The organism is Reinekea marina (assembly GCF_030409715.1).
Lineage (GTDB): Bacteria > Pseudomonadota > Gammaproteobacteria > Pseudomonadales > Natronospirillaceae > Reinekea > Reinekea marina.
The window spans coordinates 3,392,044-3,410,111 of record NZ_JAUFQI010000001.1; the positions used below are offsets into that span (position 1 = coordinate 3,392,044).

At 44.1% G+C, this 18,068-nt stretch carries 20 protein-coding genes and 1 riboswitch; of the genes, 9 read left to right on the forward strand and 11 right to left on the reverse strand.

Going from position 1 to position 18,068, the window contains the following annotated elements:
• Window positions 1-283 precede the first annotated feature (283 nt).
• Genes QWZ13_RS18875 through cls form a run of 3 tightly spaced genes read left to right on the forward strand, consistent with a single transcriptional unit; the run spans window position 284 to window position 3,045 of the window.
• A complete protein-coding gene (locus QWZ13_RS18875; RefSeq protein WP_290283142.1) occupies window positions 284-1,534 on the forward strand; it encodes a cyclic di-GMP phosphodiesterase in 1,251 nt (416 codons plus the stop codon).
• Window positions 1,488-1,625: a hypothetical protein gene (locus QWZ13_RS18880; protein WP_290283143.1), complete on the forward strand. Its 138-nt coding sequence runs from the start codon at window positions 1,488-1,490 to the stop codon at window positions 1,623-1,625. The genes QWZ13_RS18875 and QWZ13_RS18880 overlap by 47 nt, the downstream gene beginning before the upstream one ends.
• Window positions 1,615-3,045, forward strand: coding sequence for a cardiolipin synthase (gene cls, locus QWZ13_RS18885; RefSeq protein WP_290283144.1), 1,431 nt, complete (start codon window positions 1,615-1,617; stop codon window positions 3,043-3,045). The genes QWZ13_RS18880 and cls overlap by 11 nt, the downstream gene beginning before the upstream one ends.
• A gap of 3 nt (window positions 3,046-3,048) precedes the next feature.
• Here the strand turns inward: cls and nrdB are convergent, their stop codons facing one another.
• Genes nrdB through QWZ13_RS18900 form a run of 3 tightly spaced genes read right to left on the reverse strand, consistent with a single transcriptional unit; the run spans window position 3,049 to window position 6,557 of the window.
• Complete coding sequence (gene nrdB, locus QWZ13_RS18890; protein ID WP_216000496.1) at window positions 3,049-4,161, reverse strand: class Ia ribonucleoside-diphosphate reductase subunit beta; 1,113 nt, start codon at window positions 4,159-4,161, stop codon at window positions 3,049-3,051.
• Window positions 4,162-4,176: 15 nt separating this feature from the next.
• On the reverse strand, window positions 4,177-6,453 hold the full coding sequence (gene nrdA, locus QWZ13_RS18895; RefSeq protein ID WP_290283425.1) for a class 1a ribonucleoside-diphosphate reductase subunit alpha: 2,277 nt from the start codon (window positions 6,451-6,453) through the stop codon (window positions 4,177-4,179).
• A complete protein-coding gene (locus QWZ13_RS18900) occupies window positions 6,414-6,557 on the reverse strand; it encodes a hypothetical protein (protein WP_290283145.1) in 144 nt (47 codons plus the stop codon). The genes nrdA and QWZ13_RS18900 overlap by 40 nt, the downstream gene beginning before the upstream one ends.
• A gap of 23 nt (window positions 6,558-6,580) precedes the next feature.
• A riboswitch (cobalamin riboswitch) is annotated at window positions 6,581-6,781 on the reverse strand.
• Between the two features lie 264 nt (window positions 6,782-7,045).
• On the opposite strand from QWZ13_RS18900, the gene QWZ13_RS18905 reads away from it, so the two are divergent.
• Complete coding sequence (locus QWZ13_RS18905) at window positions 7,046-7,615, forward strand: TetR/AcrR family transcriptional regulator (RefSeq protein ID WP_290283146.1); 570 nt, start codon at window positions 7,046-7,048, stop codon at window positions 7,613-7,615.
• Between the two features lie 154 nt (window positions 7,616-7,769).
• Here the strand turns inward: QWZ13_RS18905 and QWZ13_RS18910 are convergent, their stop codons facing one another.
• Together QWZ13_RS18910 and QWZ13_RS18915 are read right to left on the reverse strand one after the other, a co-directional pair.
• Window positions 7,770-8,978 carry a Bcr/CflA family efflux MFS transporter gene (locus tag QWZ13_RS18910; RefSeq protein ID WP_353959003.1) on the reverse strand — a complete coding sequence of 403 codons (1,209 nt, stop codon included), beginning with the start codon at window positions 8,976-8,978 and terminating at the stop codon, window positions 7,770-7,772.
• Window positions 8,979-9,398: 420 nt separating this feature from the next.
• Complete coding sequence (locus QWZ13_RS18915) at window positions 9,399-10,046, reverse strand: MBL fold metallo-hydrolase (protein WP_290283147.1); 648 nt, start codon at window positions 10,044-10,046, stop codon at window positions 9,399-9,401.
• 27 nt (window positions 10,047-10,073) lie between these two features.
• Between QWZ13_RS18915 and QWZ13_RS18920 the strand changes: the two genes are divergently transcribed.
• On the forward strand, window positions 10,074-10,199 hold the full coding sequence (locus QWZ13_RS18920) for a hypothetical protein (protein WP_290283148.1): 126 nt from the start codon (window positions 10,074-10,076) through the stop codon (window positions 10,197-10,199).
• On the opposite strand, the gene QWZ13_RS18925 is transcribed toward QWZ13_RS18920, so the two are convergent.
• Window positions 10,177-10,797 carry an alpha/beta family hydrolase gene (locus QWZ13_RS18925; RefSeq protein WP_290283149.1) on the reverse strand — a complete coding sequence of 207 codons (621 nt, stop codon included), beginning with the start codon at window positions 10,795-10,797 and terminating at the stop codon, window positions 10,177-10,179. The genes QWZ13_RS18920 and QWZ13_RS18925 overlap by 23 nt on opposite strands.
• A gap of 204 nt (window positions 10,798-11,001) precedes the next feature.
• Between QWZ13_RS18925 and QWZ13_RS18930 the strand changes: the two genes are divergently transcribed.
• Entirely contained in the window at window positions 11,002-11,811 is an 810-nt protein-coding gene (locus QWZ13_RS18930) for a hypothetical protein (protein WP_290283150.1), read from the forward strand.
• Between the two features lie 37 nt (window positions 11,812-11,848).
• On the opposite strand, the gene QWZ13_RS18935 is transcribed toward QWZ13_RS18930, so the two are convergent.
• From QWZ13_RS18935 to QWZ13_RS18945, 3 genes are all read right to left on the reverse strand, one after another.
• Entirely contained in the window at window positions 11,849-12,097 is a 249-nt protein-coding gene (locus tag QWZ13_RS18935) for a hypothetical protein (protein WP_216000499.1), read from the reverse strand.
• A 120-nt stretch (window positions 12,098-12,217) separates the two neighbouring features.
• Complete coding sequence (locus QWZ13_RS18940; RefSeq protein ID WP_290283427.1) at window positions 12,218-13,801, reverse strand: GMC family oxidoreductase; 1,584 nt, start codon at window positions 13,799-13,801, stop codon at window positions 12,218-12,220.
• Window positions 13,699-13,950 (reverse strand): hypothetical protein, encoded by a 252-nt coding sequence (locus QWZ13_RS18945; RefSeq protein WP_290283151.1) that lies wholly within the window; start codon window positions 13,948-13,950, stop codon window positions 13,699-13,701. The genes QWZ13_RS18940 and QWZ13_RS18945 overlap by 103 nt, the downstream gene beginning before the upstream one ends.
• A 24-nt stretch (window positions 13,951-13,974) precedes the next feature.
• Between QWZ13_RS18945 and QWZ13_RS18950 the strand changes: the two genes are divergently transcribed.
• Window positions 13,975-14,238: a hypothetical protein gene (locus tag QWZ13_RS18950; RefSeq protein ID WP_216000501.1), complete on the forward strand. Its 264-nt coding sequence runs from the start codon at window positions 13,975-13,977 to the stop codon at window positions 14,236-14,238.
• On the opposite strand, the gene QWZ13_RS18955 is transcribed toward QWZ13_RS18950, so the two are convergent.
• Window positions 14,235-15,368, reverse strand: coding sequence for a PilT/PilU family type 4a pilus ATPase (locus QWZ13_RS18955; protein WP_216000502.1), 1,134 nt, complete (start codon window positions 15,366-15,368; stop codon window positions 14,235-14,237). The genes QWZ13_RS18950 and QWZ13_RS18955 overlap by 4 nt on opposite strands.
• 12 nt (window positions 15,369-15,380) lie before the next feature.
• On the reverse strand, window positions 15,381-16,415 hold the full coding sequence (locus tag QWZ13_RS18960) for a type IV pilus twitching motility protein PilT (RefSeq protein WP_216000503.1): 1,035 nt from the start codon (window positions 16,413-16,415) through the stop codon (window positions 15,381-15,383).
• Here QWZ13_RS18960 and QWZ13_RS18965 point away from each other — a divergent pair.
• Both QWZ13_RS18965 and proC read left to right on the forward strand, forming a co-directional pair.
• Window positions 16,381-17,241, forward strand: coding sequence for a YggS family pyridoxal phosphate-dependent enzyme (locus QWZ13_RS18965; protein WP_290283152.1), 861 nt, complete (start codon window positions 16,381-16,383; stop codon window positions 17,239-17,241). The two genes, QWZ13_RS18960 and QWZ13_RS18965, sit on opposite strands and share 35 nt — an antisense overlap.
• Window positions 17,180-18,067, forward strand: coding sequence for a pyrroline-5-carboxylate reductase (gene proC, locus QWZ13_RS18970; protein WP_290283153.1), 888 nt, complete (start codon window positions 17,180-17,182; stop codon window positions 18,065-18,067). The genes QWZ13_RS18965 and proC overlap by 62 nt, the downstream gene beginning before the upstream one ends.
• Window position 18,068: the final 1 nt, after the last annotated feature.

Here is an 18,068-nt window from a genome sequence, read left to right on the forward strand (position 1 = left end):
TTAGATCTGGTTTTCATTATAGAAATCATACACTTACCTTTGGGTGTAGCGTTTTTTTACAAAAGGTTACATTGGTTGGAGCATGATTACTGGCTGTTCGGCCACTTAAGAAGATTTGAGTTACAAAATATAACTAACTAGATGCTTACTCCGTTGCAGATTTGACACAACAAGCCGATACCTTTGTTGGGCAAACAAACCTAGGGCGTTAGCGGTCTCACGTCTCGCGGAATCTTAAATTTGTGATAGACTTCATACATTAATGTACAGGTAGATGTTCAATGTGATCCAGTCACCTAAGCAGATCAACGACAGCACGCTTGCCTTGCCAGTCAGGTTACTGGAAAAGGGTATGTTTGTGTGTCGATTAGATCGGCCATGGCTTGGAACACCCTTTTTAATGCAAGGGTTTTTGCTTCAGTCTGGCGAAGACATCGCTACGCTGCAAAACCTGTGTGAATTTGTTTATGTTGATACCCATAAAAGCATCTACACATTCAAACAAAAGAAGAAAACCACCCTCTTTAAAAAACCCTCAAAGGCATTTGCCTCTGAAATCCCTGCTTCCATAGATAGAGATCTGGCTAAAACCGGACTGCGCACAGTGCTGCCTGTGTACACAGAATCCATAAAATCTTTACGGACTTGCTATAAGCAGTTTTCCATACATCAAGAATTTGATGCTAAAAAGCTCACCTCACAAGTTGAGCATTGCTTGGATTCTATTTTGCAAAATACCTCGGCCATGTCTTGGCTTTCGAGAGTGAAGTCACACCAAAACTATGGCTTTGAACATGCCATGCACGTTAGCATCTTAGCCATGGTTTTTGCTGTCCATTGTGGCTGGACCCGTGCGGAGGCAAAAACTGCAGGTCTTGCTGGGTTACTGTTTGACATAGGCAACATTAAAATACCCCAAGCTATCTTAAACAAACCAGGCCCCTTAACTGAGTCTGAGTGGCAATTAATTCAATCGCACCCTAAATGGACTCGTTACTTTCTAGAAAAATCTGGATTTGATCAAGCCGTGGTAGAAGCAGGTTACTACCACCATGAACGGGCAGACGGGAATGGTTATCCTGCGAGGCGCTTAAGCAGCCACACCAACCAATATGCTCGATTGATTCACATCTTAGATGCCTTTGATGCCATGACCAGTTTTAGGCCCTACGCTGAGCAACGTACCGTATTTGAAGCCTGTCGTATTCTTTATCGCGGGCGAGGGTCTGACTTCGACAGCTACTTAGTTGATCAATTTATCGCCATGATGGGCACCTATCCTATCGGCACCCTTGTTGAATTGAGCAGTGGTGAGGTGGGTGTCGTTATCGGGCAAAACAATAATGCCCGCCTTTTGCCAAAGCTCTCCATCATTCGTGATCAAAATAAAAATGAAATGCCAGAAACCATCGTCAACTTGCGCAATGTTGTCGACAAACAAGGTAATCCTCGAGTGCGAATTAAAACGATGCTGCACGATGGTAGTTATGGTGTTTTTATGCACGACTATACCCGGCAACTGCTCACGAGCTAACCTGCCTTTTAGGTTACGCTTACAATATCGCCCGATTCGATTTATCCTAACCGCATTAGGAATTCCGCAAGAGAACCGCTATGCCCACTGAGTTTTTCGTTACACTGATGGCCAGTACTTATGCCTTAGTTTTATTCGGTCTCAGTTTTCGTATTTTGCTGAGGCGTCGCCCGGTGGGCGTAACTCTAGCTTGGCTCTTATTTATTTATATTCTTCCTGGTATGGGCATGGCGCTCTACTTGCTATTTGGCGAACGCTATTTAGGCAGCCTTAGAGCGAAGCGTGCTGCTGAGCAGTTTAAACACTACTCGCAATGGTTACATTCTTTGCAAGTACCCACCTTTTTGCCCGACGCCGCACCAAAAGTTATGAAGTTAGTTCACCAAGCCATTGGTGCACCCGCATTAAATGTAGAGCGCTGGAAAGTTTTAAGCCAATCTGATGAGCTATACAGCACATTACTCGACGATATTAATCGTGCAGAAAAAGTTATTTTTGCTGAATTTTATATTATTGAGGTTAAGGGCAATGTTCACCGTGTTGTCGATGCACTGATTGCAGCCGCAAAACGCGGTGTGCACGTTCACCTCATGTTTGACAGCGTTGGGTCAAGCCGATTTTTTCGCAGTGACCATGTAAAAAACATGCGCAGCCAAGGCATTCAAATCATAGATTCACTCCATGCTAATTTGTTAAGGATGACGTTACGCCGGCAAGACCTGCGCATGCACCGCAAGCTGATCAGTATAGATGGCAACGTAGCTTATACCGGCTCAATGAATTTAGTGGATCCTAAGTATTTCAAAACCGATGCCGGCGTAGGTGAGTGGATTGATATTATGGTGCGTCTTGAAGGCGGAATATCGCACTTTATTCAAAGCACACTGGTGTTTGATTGGGAGTTAGAAACGGGCATCCGTCTCGAAAAACACCTTTGCTGGCCAACACAAAACACACATACATCGGAACAAATGCAATTATTACCCAGCGGCCCAGCGTTGGATGACGAGCTATTATTACAAGTATTGCTAACCGCCATTCACAGCGCGCAGCATCGCGTGATTATTACGACGCCTTACTTTGTCCCAGATGAATCGCTATTGCAGGCGTTAAAAACCGCTGCAAAACGCAACGTTGAAGTTATCATTTTACTGCCACGATTAAATGACAGTAAGCTAGCCCAATACGCAGGCCGATCTTTCTTCGAAGAGCTTTTGCTTTCTGGGGTAGACATTCGCCGCTTTGAAGGCGGGCTGCTACACACTAAGTCGGTTGTGATTGATGATTCATTAACCTTGGTCGGCTCGGTTAATTTAGATATGCGAAGCATCTGGCTTAATTTTGAATCGACACTGATTGTAGAAGATGTTCAATTTAATGCGGCCATTATGGCAGTGATCAAAAGCTATTTGTCTGACTCAAAATCACTGACATTGGCGCAATGGCGAGCGCGATCCTTACCTAAAAAGGTATTTGAAAGCATCGCTCAGCTCGCCAGCCCTTTGCTCTAATGACTATAGCTCGAACGCTTCGAATTCGTTCGTATTCACTTCGGTATTAACTGCGCCTACTAGGTAACTCGATATCTCAACTTCTTGCGGAGCGACTTGTACCGCCTCACTCGACACCCAGTGGTCCATCCAAGGCAGAGGATTATCGGTGCGATTAAACAACGGTGCTTGCTTAAGCGCCTGCAGTCGCTCATCGGTTAAGAACTCAATATAGTGGTGCAGAATATCTGCGTTTATACCCATCATTGATCCTTGTGCAAACAGGTAGTTTGCCCAGGCTTTTTCTTGATCTGCGGCATCTTTAAAAATACCCATCAGCTCGCCCTGACACTCTTTTGCTATATCAGCCATTTCTGGATCGTCTTTGCCTTCGGCCCAAGTATTAATAATGAACTCTGTACCGCTAAGATGCAGCGCCTCATCGCGTGCGATAAGCTTCACTACTTTTGCATTACCCTCCATTTTAGCATTTTCTGCAAACGCAAAACTGCAGGCAAAACTGACATAAAAGCGAATGGCCTCCAATACATTAACCGTCACCATTGTCAGGTACAGCAATCGCTTTATTTCGCGTTGCTTAGCCGATGTTTGTTCATTCGGAGCCAGTAAGTGCCATTGCTGAACAGCATAAATCAGCTGATCGTAGTAATCTGTGATGGATTCAGCCCGCTCGACTATTTCCGGTGTATTCACAATGTCGTCAAAGATGACGCTGGGATCAGACACAATATTACGAATAATATGCGTGTATGAGCGCGAATGAATCGTCTCACTAAACGCCCAGGTTTCTATCCAAGTTTCTAACTCAGGCAAACTGACTATCGGCAAGAAGGCAATATTAGGTGAGCGCCCTTGCACGCTGTCTAACAAAGTCTGATATTTTAAATTACTTAAGAAAATATGCTTTTCATGCTCACTCAGTGCTAAAAAGTCTTTTCTATCTTGAGATAAATCTACTTCTTCCGGGCGCCAAAAAAAGGACAGTTGTTTTTCTATCAATTGTTCAAACATGGGATAACGTTGTTGATCAAATCGTGCAACATTGACGGACTCTCCCATAAACATCGGTTGAGTTAACGGGTTAAATTGCTTTTGATTAAACGATAAAAAACTCATCTCACACTCCTTAAATTAAATGGCACACGCGCCAGATTCACAACCCACTTCTTGCTGCACACTTTGTTCGTGCTTATTGCTAGAGCCATCGTGAGTGTTGTGGTAGTAAAGTGTTTTTAAGCCCAACTTATAACTGGTTAATAAATCTTGCATCAGCAGCTGCATGGGTACTTTGCGCTCGGCAAACTGTTCTGGCTGATAACTGGTGTTGGCTGAAATCGCTTGATCGACAAATTTCTGCATAATGGCGACGAGTTGCAAATAGCCTTTGTTGTTGGGTTGCTGCCACAGCAGTTCGTAACTATTCGCCAGTGTTTTAATATCGGGTACGACTTGTTTTAAAATACCGTCTTTAGAAGCCTTAACAGAAACCAACGCACGAGGTGGTTCAATGCCATTCGTTGCATTAGCCACTTGAGAAGAAGTCTCTGAGGGCATTAATGCCGTGAGCGTTGAATTGCGTAAACCGTGAGACAGAATTTTTGTTCTCAACGCCTCCCAATCGTATTGCAAGGGAGTATCGACAAGCTTATCGATTTCCTGCTTATAACGATCGATCGGCAATGACCCTTGCGAGTATTTAGTTTCAACAAAACCAGGGCATGCACCTTGCTCTTGAGCTAAATCGGCTGAGGCATTTAACAATTCATACTGCAGCGCTTCAAAAAGTTGGTGGGTTAAATTGTTGGCTGATCCATCGCTATAACGTACCGAGCTTTTAACTAAATAATTTGCATAGTTGATCACCCCAACACCCAAAGGACGGCGCTTCATCGTTGCCCGCTTAGCGGCGGCTACAGGGTAATCTTGGTAATCTAACAACGCATCGAGCGCTCGAACTAAAATTCGGCTTAAGCTCGCCAGTTCGTGCAGGCCTTCAATTTTACCCAGATTAACAGCGGCGAGTGTACAGAGTGCAATTTCACCGTTCTCATCATCGACACGGGTTAAAGGTGACGTTGGCAGCGCGATTTCCATGCACAAATTGCTTTGTAATATCGGCGCTACGCTGGCAATAAAAGGTCCGTGATCGTTGCACAAATCTACATTCTGAATGTAAATTCGACCGGTAGATGCACGCTCTTGCAGCAAGAGCGAAAACAAATCGGTGGCTTTGATGGTTTTTTTGCGAATCCCCTCATCGGATTCGTATTTAAGGTAAAGCGCTTCAAACTCAGCTTGGTCTGCAAAAAAAGCATCATAAAGATCTGGAACATCAGAAGGTGAAAACAAACTTATATGGCTGTTTTCGATCAGGCGCTTATACATAAGCTTATTTAATTGAACGCCATAATCTAAGTGACGGACGCGGTTTTCTTCAACTCCTCGGTTATTTTTAAGAACCAACAAGTCTTCTACTTCTAAGTGCCATAACGGGTAAAACAAGGTTGCCGCACCACCTCGAACGCCGCCTTGAGAGCAGGATTTAACCGCTGTTTGGAAGTGTTTATAAAAGGGAATACAGCCTGTGTGGTAGGCTTCTCCATTGCGAATGGGTGAGCCAATCGCTCTTATTTTTCCTACGTTAACGCCAATACCTGCACGCGCAGAAACATAATTTACAATTGAGGCTGAAGTGGCATTTATTGAATCTAAACTATCATCGCAATCGATCAACACGCACGATGAAAATTGCCGAGTGGGTGTACGTACACCCGACATAATAGGCGTTGGTAGCGATACTTTGTGGGTTGAGCTGGCTTCATAAAACTCAGCAACCATAGCCAACCGTTTATCATGCGGGTAATGGGCAAATAAGCAGGCACCGATTAATAAATAGAGAAACTGAGGTGACTCGAACAGTTTCCCAGTGACTCTGTCTTGCACTAAGTATTTCGCCTGCAGCTGCTTAACGCCTGCATAAGCAAATTCTAAATCTCGATGATGCTGAATAATACTATCGAGCTGTTGCCAGTCTTCCTCAGAATACTGCGATAGCAATTCTTTATCGTAGCGGCCTTGAGCAACTAGATTTTTCACATGGGTTGCCAACGGCGGCGGCGTAAATTGACCATAGGCCTGCTTACGAATATGAAAAATTGCTAAACGTGCTGCAAAGAATTGGTAGTCGGGTGTATCAGTTGATATTAGGTCTGCTGCGGCCTTTATCAGTGTCTCATGAATTTCAAATGTAGAGATACCATCGTAAAAGCGAATCTTGGCATTGAGCTCAACTTCAGATACAGAAACTTTTTCTAGCCCTTGAGATGCCCAATCTAATACGCGATGGATTTTGTCGAGGTCGATCGCTTCTAAACGACCATTTCGTTTTTTAATTTGCACTTTGCCAATCTCCAATCATGACAAAGCGGGGAAGCCGTCACACAACAACACCCAGAAAAACAGCTGGTGAATGTTGATGTACATGCTTTATTAAACAAGTGATTACTTGTCATCGGTTCGCCCCGCCCGAGTTAGTGTTTGAATAATCGTCATGGCCGGTCTCCTGGCTTAGGGATCAACATCTGCATTCCCTTCCCAAGACATTGTCTCAGTGGGATTACAATACAGGCTTCTCCATTACAGTTGCGGGGGCAGCATCGGATTCTCACCGATTTCCCAAGAGGCTGTGAAGTGTTCAACAGCCGTCAAAGTTGTTACCAATCTGATTTGCTTTTTAAGCAAAGCACAAGATATAGAGATAGAAATGGCTTGTCAAACCATATATAGATATTATTTGAAAAGATGATCCGCTACAAAAGGGTTAGATTGGCGCTCGGCTCCAAAGGTAGACTCTGGGCCGAGGCTATGAATAAATTACAATTAATTCTATGATAGATTAGTGCCTGAAAGGTATAGCTTTAAGGAGCTAGCTTTTATCAGCTAAACCGCTCCATTATCTTATTGTTTAAAAATGACCTAATAATCACCCGAGTTTTAAAAAATGAATAAGACAGCAAGTCGCATTATGGATATCGCGGAGTCACTCCTACGTACGAAAGGCTTTCAGGGTTTTGCATTTCGAGAAATTGCAAATGAGATTGGAATTAAGAGCGCAAGCGTCCACTATCACTTTGCTACAAAAGGAGAGTTGGTTGAAGCCATCTTAGTACGATACATTGAAAATTTTGAAGCAGCCTTATTAGAGGCTGAGCAGAAGCTTGACAGCCCATCTGATCGCCTTGAACACTACATCAAGATGTATCGAACAGAATTCATGGACAACAAGTATACTTCTCTGTGCATTATGCTAGGGGCAGACATCGACATTTTACCAGAGCCTGTTGTTCAGCAGTTGAGCAGTTTTTATAGATTAAACTTAGAATGGATCAGCTCTCAAATAGAACATGCACCAAACAACTTAACTGCTAATGAGATCAAGCAAAATTCCGCCCATATACAGGCCAGCCTCAACGGTGCATTAATGGGTGCGCGTTCAATGGAAGATGCAAAGTACTTTGACTTGGTGGTAGACAAAGTTCGACAACAATATAGATTGATGCTCAAAGCATGATTTTTTCACGAACCAAAGAATGACTTTCGTTAAAAACCTTAAAAGCTACATATTTCGATTCATAATTTAACCACAAATAATTAACCAAAGATTCTTCACCCCGTAATGAAGATATCTTTGGTTACTGTAGCTAAATTCTATTTCTCCTTGATGCTCATAAAGTAGGCTCTTCTGTTGATATTGAATCTTCATCGCCAGTTGTTGTAGATATTAAAAGAAAGGCTAGCACTGAGCAGACTACAGCAACAATACCAATAGTATGAACCCTGTATTTAGCTAACAAACCGGCTGAAGCTAACGTTATGATGAATGCCAACAAAGAACTTATTAGATTCATTCCGCTTGAACAGGCACCTGAAATATCCCTGTGAATACTCATAACAAGGGAAGTGCCAGTGGGTATGGTTATGCCAATAGATAATGTGACCAACATAAAGGGCACAAACAATTGATATGCAGCCGTTAGTGGAGCAATACTGATAGATATTATAAGTACAGCAGAGCCAGTTAATAATCCGAACACGCCAATTTTTGTAACTGCCAACTCCGAGTACTGTGCACATAGTGATTTTCCTACGCCTCCACCTAAACCGAAGGCAGCCGCGATAGGGATAAATGTAAGCCCTATATATACCGGTGACATATCAAGTGATTCAAGAAGAAATGGAGTCAATGTAAGATACGCCATATACACTCCAATGCAGAGACCCAAGGTTATTGCAATTACAATAAATATACGGCTACCTGTAAGTTCTCTATAACTTGCTAATACACTGCCTTTCATTTTATTCACATCAGTTTTTAATGACTCTTTAAAAATAAACATCGTCCAGAGGACCAAAATAAAATTCAAAAGAAGGAGGAAAATAAAAATCGAGCGCCAACTGAAAACCTCTGTTAATCCACCGCCAAATAGCGGTCCTAATGCGGGAGAAATGCCCAGAAATGGCATAACTATCGAGAATATTTTCTGTACATCTTTTTCAGGATATATGTCAACCACCATGGGTTGCCAAAGTACATACGCAGAGCATACTCCCATTGCCTGAAAAAACCTGGCTACAAGAAACTCTTCAATAGTTGTTGAAAAGAAGCACCCAAAACTACCCGCTGCAAATATAGTCAAGCCAACCATTAATACAGGCTTTCTACCAAACCTGTCAGACATCGGGCCGTAGATTGGCAGTGTGAGTATCGAGCCGATAAAGAAAATACTTAAAGACCATCCCACCAGCATTTCGCTGGTTGCAAAACTCTCCTTAATATCCGGAAATGCGGATACGTAAACATCTGAAGTTAACAGGTTGACCATTGCAAGCATTATTGCAAAGAACACAAATCCAAATTGCTTTTGTTGAGCCATACTATTATCCCTAAATTAGAGTGTGTATTTTAATTTCCTAACGTGTATTTCAAATGAGCTCATCGGCATAAAAAGTCAAATCAGAATCTGAACCCCCAACTGAATCAAAGAATATATAACCAATACAACATAGGCTCACGACAACCTACCTACCAGTAGATAGATAAAGTGAGTTTAAGTTCATTGGAAATAGGTGTCAAACAGGATTTCGGAAATATTTTGGTCGGCATGTAAATATGTTTAGGCTTACAATAGCCTTAAAGAGCCGCTCTAGCGTGTGGGAGGTTTAAAAAAAGGGCCAGCTCGTTTAAAAGCGAGCCAATTGCACCTTATCAATATACAATTATAAGACAAAAGATCGGTCGCAGCCTGCTGTCCTCCTGTTAAGATTACAATGGCTTGTCAAACCATATATAGATATTATTTGAAAAGATGATCCGCTACAAAAGGGTTAGATTGGCGCTCGGCTCCAAAGGTAGACTCTGGGCCGTGACCGGGAATAAAGTTAACATTATCTCCCAGTGGCCACAGGTTTTGAGTAATAGAATTAATCAATGTTTGGTAATCGCCTTTTGGAAAGTCGGTTCGGCCTATGCCGCCAGCAAAAATAACATCGCCGACCCAGGCGAGTTGTTGCTTGGGGTGATGAAGAATAACGTGGCCGGGTGTATGTCCAGGCGCGGCGATAACATCCAAGGTTTCATTACCTACTTGCAGTGAATCGCCATGAGTTAACCAGCGATCAGGAATTACATTGCGTAACCCCGGCAAGCCATACATTTGCGCTTGTTGCTCTATCCCTTCTAACCAAAACTCATCTTCTTTACTCGGCCCAATTACGGGCACTTGAGTTCGCTCTCTAATATCTTGAGAGCCACCTGCGTGATCTAGATGTCCATGCGTTAGCCATATGGCCGTTAAGTTCAAACCTTTTTGCTTAATTGCATCAAGCAGCCTATCGGCTTCACCCCCGGCATCCACTAACACTGCATCGTTTGTTTCATCACACCAAAGTAATGAACAATTCTGTGCAAAGGCTGTTACGGGCATGATTTCATATTTTAGCAAAAGGCGTCTCGCTCTAGGGTGGTTGGCTTGAAAGGTAATTTCGAGCTCAAGATACCAATGACAGTACGTTTAAGCTCGGTCTTAACAATTTTATTAGATATCGACCCAAGGCGGCAACTGGAATACCCGTTTACTTTGCCTGCGACAGTATAAACTGACTGACTTTTTCTACGGCGTTTTGTAAATGCTGCTCGTGAGTATAGCCACTGGATTTTCTTGGCTTTAAATCATGATCTCCATCTTGAAACCATTCGATCTGCATCTTTTCAGCCAAACGATACTGAGCTACATCTTCTGCGTTACCCATATTGTCTCGTTCGCCTTGGCAAAGCATGACAGGGCACTTCAACGCAGGGAAATGATCAATACGAACTTTTTCCGGCTTACCCAACGCATGAAAGGGATAACCAAATACTACGACACCATCAACGTCTATCTGGGTCGCCAACACTGAAGCCATTCGCCCTCCCATCGATTTCCCACCAATAAAACAGGGTTCGGTAATAGCAAGACGATCGATAACATCTTTGAAGTGTTCGAGAAGCTTAGGCTGACGATCGGGCGGTCGTCTTTTCCCAGTTAACAACTGTTGCTGCATATATTGAAAGTTAAACCGAATGACTCGAACACCTAGCAAAGACAACTCAGTTGATACATATTGCATGAAGTCAGACTCCATACCAGCACCTGCTCCGTGTGCAAAAACTAGCGTTGGGCATCCTGCATCGCCATTAATTAGAAATTCGCTCACTAATTTCTTCCTAGTTATTTGTTTTAATTACTCAAGCAGACGTATTGGACCTAACCTACTCTTTTCTCGACCATGCGCACAAAAAATGTGACGAAGTCGACATTTCGAACAATGTTAAAACTAATATTACGATAACACAAGCTCGCGATTTTTAATGACCCCCTTTATCATGTCTATACGACCTTACAGAGTTCACATCAGTTTATGAACAATTTCATCTCAAAAAAACTTGTCACCGTGACGCTCTTCTCATTATGGTTTATTACAGGTTGTGCAAGCGTACCTTTAAGCAGCACAGAGCCCGATAAACTAACCGTTAATGTGTCCGTCGTCGCTGAAGAAGACCGGCAAACCATCGACATTTTCCTTAAGCGCGGCTTTTGGGGTCAGCCCGTTAGGCTAGATTCAGCAGACGACGCCTTACTAACCGTCAACTCTGGAGAAACAAAAACACTCGTGGCAGCCAGAAAAGATGGGCGTTACGGATTAAAACTGAAGCAAGGTAGTTTCGCGCAGAGACTCGACATTACGGGTGTCGGGGGTGTTAATGTGCCGCCGTTACCGCAAGTCGTTTTGACCGATAAGGAGACGCTTGAGAATCAAGTGTTTTTTAAATCGGATCAATTGATACTTCGCTTAAATGAATCAAGCGCCGATAAAAGACATTTAGCTTTTTCTGTGAAGTGTGGCCGCATTATATCGAGCACCAACATAGATATTAGCAAGAGTGCACGCACCTACAGTTTATCGATGGCGGATATCATGCGACGCCTAAACAATAGTGCCGAAGCGGATCTAACCGGTATGCTACCTATTAAAATGTCGTTAGTAGAATCGGCTATTGTGAATTGGCCGCCACCTTTTGTGGCCCAGCAGCTTATTGCAAAAGACAGCACCGACTTCTTTATCGATACGTCGGGCTTTAAATTCACTGGCAGCATCACCATAAAGCCCAGCAGCGCCGTCTCCTTATTGCTGACTAACCGAAAATGGCCAGTCACCTATTGTTACTAGGTTAAACAAAAGGCAGCGGCATCTCCGCTGCCAGATGTTATACGACAATAGCTCTAACGATGAGCCAAATAATCCAAATGGTGAAAATCACTGGAGCCAAGCTTAACACCAAACCCAGCAAGCCAAAAAACACACCAAACAAGGCGCCGACTATCCACATGCCACCGGTTGCTGCGCCTGCAATAAGTAAAAATACCAGAAAGACTTTAGCGCAGGTGCGCGCAATTGAAGAACTTTTTCGGCTGGGCGGGTACATGTTATCAATATAGTAATCAGATTTAGACACGGTTCTCTCCTTAAGGTCATTTACTTACCCTATTACAGGAACCGTGCCAACTTGATACCCCTTGTTTTAAAGGGTTTCAGGCCACCCACAACAAACATCTAGCAGTTTCGGCTAAACTTTTTAGCCATTTAACTCATAAGCCGCCGACAATTGTTGAGTGAACCTGTCGGCCTTAATTAAGTCGGCCGCTTTTTCAGCAATGGCCATCGTCGGTGCATTGGTATTGCCTCCAATAATGGTCGGCATAACTGATGCATCGACCACACGTAACCCCTCTAAACCGTGAACTTTCAACTCTGAATTCACCACTGAGCATTCATCGCTACCCATTTTACAGCTGCCCAATGGGTGGTAAACCGTATCAGTTCTATTGCGTATAGCCGCTTTTAGTTCAGCGTCACTTAGCTTTAATAACGAATGGGTTTCGGTGCTGCAAAAATCTGCCAAGGCTGGTGACTCCAGTATTTTTTGCGTTTCACGAATGCCATTGAAAAGCGTGTCTACATCTTCTTGCTCCGCTAAAAAGTTGGGGTTAATCAACGGCGCATCAAATGGATTCGCTGACGCTAGTTTCACCCAGCCTCGGCTTTTAGGTCGCAATGCACATACGTGGCAACTGACACCATGAAAAGGCGATGGTTTACGTAAATGATCCTGTAAAATACCCACCACAAAATGCAATTGAACATCGGGCTTTTCTTTATTCGGTTCACTTTTTATAAACCCACCAGCCTCAGCGCCATTCGATGACACTACACTTTGGTAATTGCCTCGATAGAACTTCCAAAGCCCATTCGCAATATCATACAGGCCTTTAGGCGATGGCCCTAAAGTCGCTTTATTCTTACTTTTAAACGTAAGCACCACATCGGGGTGGTCCATAAGATTGTAACCAACGCCAGGCAATTCATGCTGAACCTTGATACCAACAGATCGTAAATCATCTGGGTGACCAATACCCGATAACTGGAGAATTTGTGGAGAATTTAAACCACCTGCCGAAACAATGACTTCTTTTTTAGCCGTGACGGTATGCGCTTTGCCTCGCCAATATAAATGCACGCCGGTGCAACGCTTTTTGTCGAGGGTTAGGCGCAATACTTTTGCTTTGGTTAAAACCGTTAAATTGGGGCGATGCATAACGGGCGTTAAATAAGCTCTCGCCGCGCTGCATCGATGGCCATCAATTTGGGTAACCTGATACGCACCAATGCCTTCTTGTTCTGGGCCATTAAAATCATCATTTTGCACAAAACCGGCTTCTACCCCTGCTGCGACAAAAGCATCTCGAGCTGCACTGGGGCTTTGTAATTCACTGACGTTTAATGGCCCACCTTGGCCATGCAGTTCGGTATTGAGGCGCTCGTTATGCTCTGATTTTTTAAAGTAGGGCAACAGGTCATCAAACCCCCAGCCCTCATTACCAAGAGCCGCCCATTCATCGTAATCAGAGCGATGACCGCGCACATAAATCATTGCGTTTATAGCACTTGAGCCGCCTAAGGTTTTACCTCGTGGCTGGTAACCTTGACGACCATTCAAACCGCTTTGAGGTACTGTCTTATAGGCATAATTTAAATATGAAGTCGGCACTGTTGTTGTCATACCAAATGGAATGTGAACCGCTGGTGAGGTATCAGCAGCGCCAAACTCCAGTAAGGCCACTGAAACGTCTGAGTCTTCCGACAATCGATTCGCGAGCACGCACCCAGCTGAGCCGCCTCCGATAATGATGTAATCGTATTCCACACTGAATCCTTATAATTATTGTTGATCGTGCAATCACCACAGATTACCGCGAGCCCGCCGCTATAGGTAGTCATGAAGGTATTTTTTAAGCTATTGTTTGGCAAATAGCACGAAGATAAGGAACGAATATGGCATTTTCGATGGTAGGCGGTGTAATGCTGCTGTTAGTGCTTATTTTCTATTTTAGAATGGTTGATAACCGCAACAGTGCGCGTCAACGAAAGTCACAGGTGCAACATTGGTTGGAAAAGGCCGAAGTGTTTGAATCGGTTGCCGATGATAAAAATGCGCTGAAAACACTAGAACAAGCGTTAGCAGCGCATCCAGAAGAGCCAGACCTGTTAGAAAAAGCTAAGTCTGTTCGATTAAGATTGGCCCAAGAAGATCACTAAAAATCGTAATCGCCGGACTCTTGAATACTCAATTTAGCGGCCTGACCACTTAAGTGGTTTGAATCGGTTTCTTGATCAAGTTTAATCATGAGACGCAAATCATTCGCAGAATCGGCATAAGCAAGCGCATCTTCATAGGTAATTTCCCCTTTGCTATAGGCTTTGAAGAGCGCCTGGTCAAAGGTTTGCATACCCTGCTCACTCGATTTACTCATTAAATCTTTCAATAAGTGAACTTCACCTTTTCGGATATGATCCGATACCAATGGGGAGTTCAACAACACTTCAATAATGGCTTTTCGACCCTGCCCATCGGGAGTTGGCACCAATTGCTGCGCCACAATACCTCGAAGGTTCAGCGATAAATCCATCCACAACTGACGCTGACGCTCGTGCGGGAAAAAGTGCATGATTCGATCGAGCGCCTGGTTGGCGTTATTCGCATGCAACGTCGCCAAACATAGGTGGCCCGTTTCTGCAAATGCTAACGCATATTCCATGGTTTCACGCGAACGAACCTCACCAATCATGATGACATCAGGGGCCTGACGCAGGGTGTTTTTTAACGCAATTTCAAAGCTATCGGTATCAATGCCCACTTCACGCTGCGTAACAATACTGCCTTCGTGTTGGTGAATAAACTCGATTGGGTCTTCGATCGAAATAATATGCCCTTTAGAGTTCCGGTTTCGGTGACCAATCATGGCCGCCAAACTGGTCGATTTACCGGTACCGGTTGCGCCCACAAAAATCACTAAACCACGACGCGTCATGGCCAGCTTTTTAATGACATCGGGTAAGCCCAACTCTTCAATACGGGGAATGCGAGTTTCAATGCGACGCAAGACCATGCCAGCTAAGTTTCTTTGATGGAAGGCACTGCAACGGAATCGTCCTATTCCGCGTGCAGATACGGCAAAGTTACACTCTTGAGATTCGTTAAACTCAATACGTTGTTTTTCTGACATTACCGAGAGAACCAGCTCTCTGGTTTTTTCAGGGCTTAAGGGCGACTTAGTCACGGGAAGAACCGAGCCGTTCACTTTCATGCTGGGTGGCACACCTGCGGTTATGAAAAGGTCAGACGCACCTTTTTCAACCATTAGACGTAATAATTTATCGAATTCCATGGTACTTCCTATTTAGAAGTTATCGGGTTGCTTGGCTTTTTCCCGAGCAACTTCTCGTGAGATCATGCCTTTTTGTACCAAGTTTTGCAGACATTGATCAAGTGTTTGCATGCCATACTGTGAGCCAGTTTGAATAGCGGAGTACATTTGCGCTACTTTGTCTTCACGTATGAGGTTTCGAATGGCTGGTGTGCCAATCATAATTTCATGAGCTGCGACTCGCCCGCCGCCGTTTTTCTTCAATAAGGTTTGCGAAATTACCGCCATTAACGACTCTGATAGCATCGAACGAACCATTGATTTTTCGGTAGCCGGGAAAACGTCGACAATACGGTCAATCGTTTTTGCAGCAGACTGAGTGTGTAAAGTACCAAAAACCATGTGACCCGTTTCGGCTGCTTCGAGCGCTAAACGAATGGTTTCTAAATCTCGCATCTCACCCACGAGAATAATATCGGGGTCTTCACGTAAGGCCGAACGCAAGGCTTCGCTAAACCCTAACGTATCACGGTGAACCTCACGCTGGTTCACCAAACACTTTTTAGATTCGTGAACAAATTCAATCGGGTCTTCAATGGTTAAAATATGCTCATATTTTGTTTCATTGATGTAGTTAATCATTGCCGCAAGGGTAGTAGATTTACCAGAACCCGTCGGCCCGGTGACTAGGCATATACCACGAGCTGTGTCTGAAATGTCTTTAAAGACTTGCCCCATGCCAAGGTCTTCCATCGTTAATACTTTCGATGGAATGGTACGAAATACAGCACCTGCGCCTCTGTTATGGTTGTACGCATTCACACGGAAACGAGCAACGCCAGGTACTTCAAACGAGAAGTCGGTTTCCCAAAACTCCTCGTAATCTTTGCGCTGTTTATCGTTCATGATGTCATAAATTAAAGAATGCACTTCTTTATGTGGCATCGGGGGAAGGTTAATACGACGCACGTCACCATCGACTCGAATCATCGGTGGAAGGCCTGCCGATAGGTGTAAATCTGAGGCACCTTGTTTGGCACTAAAGGCAAGTAGTTCGGTAATGTCCATGCAAAACTCCGATCAGGGGGCTTATATTCGTCGAATAGTCGACACAGAAATAAATTTAGTGTCGTTCAGCTTAGCACAGCCAGTTATAATGCAGACAATAGTGAACAAAAAAAATGAGATTATCATGACGAACTTGCTACTTAGTTCACGACTTAAAGCCGTTAATGAACGAATTATAGCCAGCGCGGGCGCTTCTGGGCGACCGATCCATGAAGTTAGGCTACTGGCTGTCAGTAAAACCAAGCCTTTGGAGCAATTAGAACAAGCTTATCAGGCAGGCCAGCGTCATTTTGCTGAAAATTACGCCCAAGAAGCCGTAGAAAAGCGCACTTCATGGCCACATTCGGGTTGCGAATGGCACTTTATTGGCCCTTTGCAGAGCAATAAAACCCGTGCGATTGCAGAACACTACGATTGGGTGCATACCGTAGACCGGTTTAAAATTGCCAAACGTTTAAACGATCAGCGCCCTTCTAAACGAGCGCCACTTAAAGTGTTGATTCAGGTGAATATCAGTAATGATCCCGCAAAGTCGGGCGTTTTAACCGAAGAAGTCTACGCATTAGCCAAGCAATTGCTTACACTACCTGCTCTTGAGTTTAAGGGCTTAATGACGATAACCGCAGCCAACTTATCAAAAGACGATTTAAAAGCTCAATTTTTGCAATTGAAATCATTGCGAGACACCCTCATTCAAGACTTTTCAAGCTGCACAGAATTGTCTATGGGCATGAGCGCGGATTTTGAGCTCGCCATAGAATGCGGTGCGACCATGGTTCGCGTTGGCAGTGAAATTTTTGGGGCAAGACCCACAACAACGGAGTAACACGATGTCCATGAACACCATAGGCTTTTTAGGTGCCGGCAATATGGCAGGCGCTATTATCAAAGGGTTAATCGCCAGTGGGTTTGAGGCCAAGAGCATTTGGGTGTTTGATCGCAATCAAGATAAGCGCGATGGCTGGGCCGCCTTAGGGTTAAGCATCGCCAAAAACGCCGATGATTTAGTGATCCACAGTGATGCATTGGTGTTGTCGGTAAAACCTCAAGGTTTAAAAGAAACCTGTGAAAGCATTGCCAGTGCCGTGGCGGATCATAAGCCCCTAATTCTTAGTGTGGTTGCAGCGATTCCAGCGCAAAGCATTGCGCAATGGTTGTCTGCCTCCTTACCAATCATCCGTGTCATGCCCAACACGCCTTCATTGGTGCAAGCTGGTGCCAGCGGACTTTTCGCGAACAACCTATGTTTACCAGAGCATAAAGCCTTCGCCGAAACGGTTTTCCGCGCGGTCGGCCGTATTAGCTGGGTAGAAGATGAACAATTAATTCACAGTGTCACGGCTGCGGCTGGCAGCGCACCTGCTTATTTCTTTCGTTTTGCCGAAGCCATGTCTAAAACAGCGCTCGAACAAGGTTTAACGGAACAACAAGCCCGCACCCTAATTGGCCAAACCATGCTCGGCGCGGCAAAAATGATTCTCGAAACCAATGAAGACATTGGGCAAATGCGTAAAAATGTATGCTCTCCCAATGGCACCACTGAACGTGCGATTTTTAGTTTTAACGATGACCAGATTGATACGGTCGTGAATAATGCGATGAAAGCTTGCTTTGATCGATCTGTAGAATTGACTGACCTATTGTCACAATAAA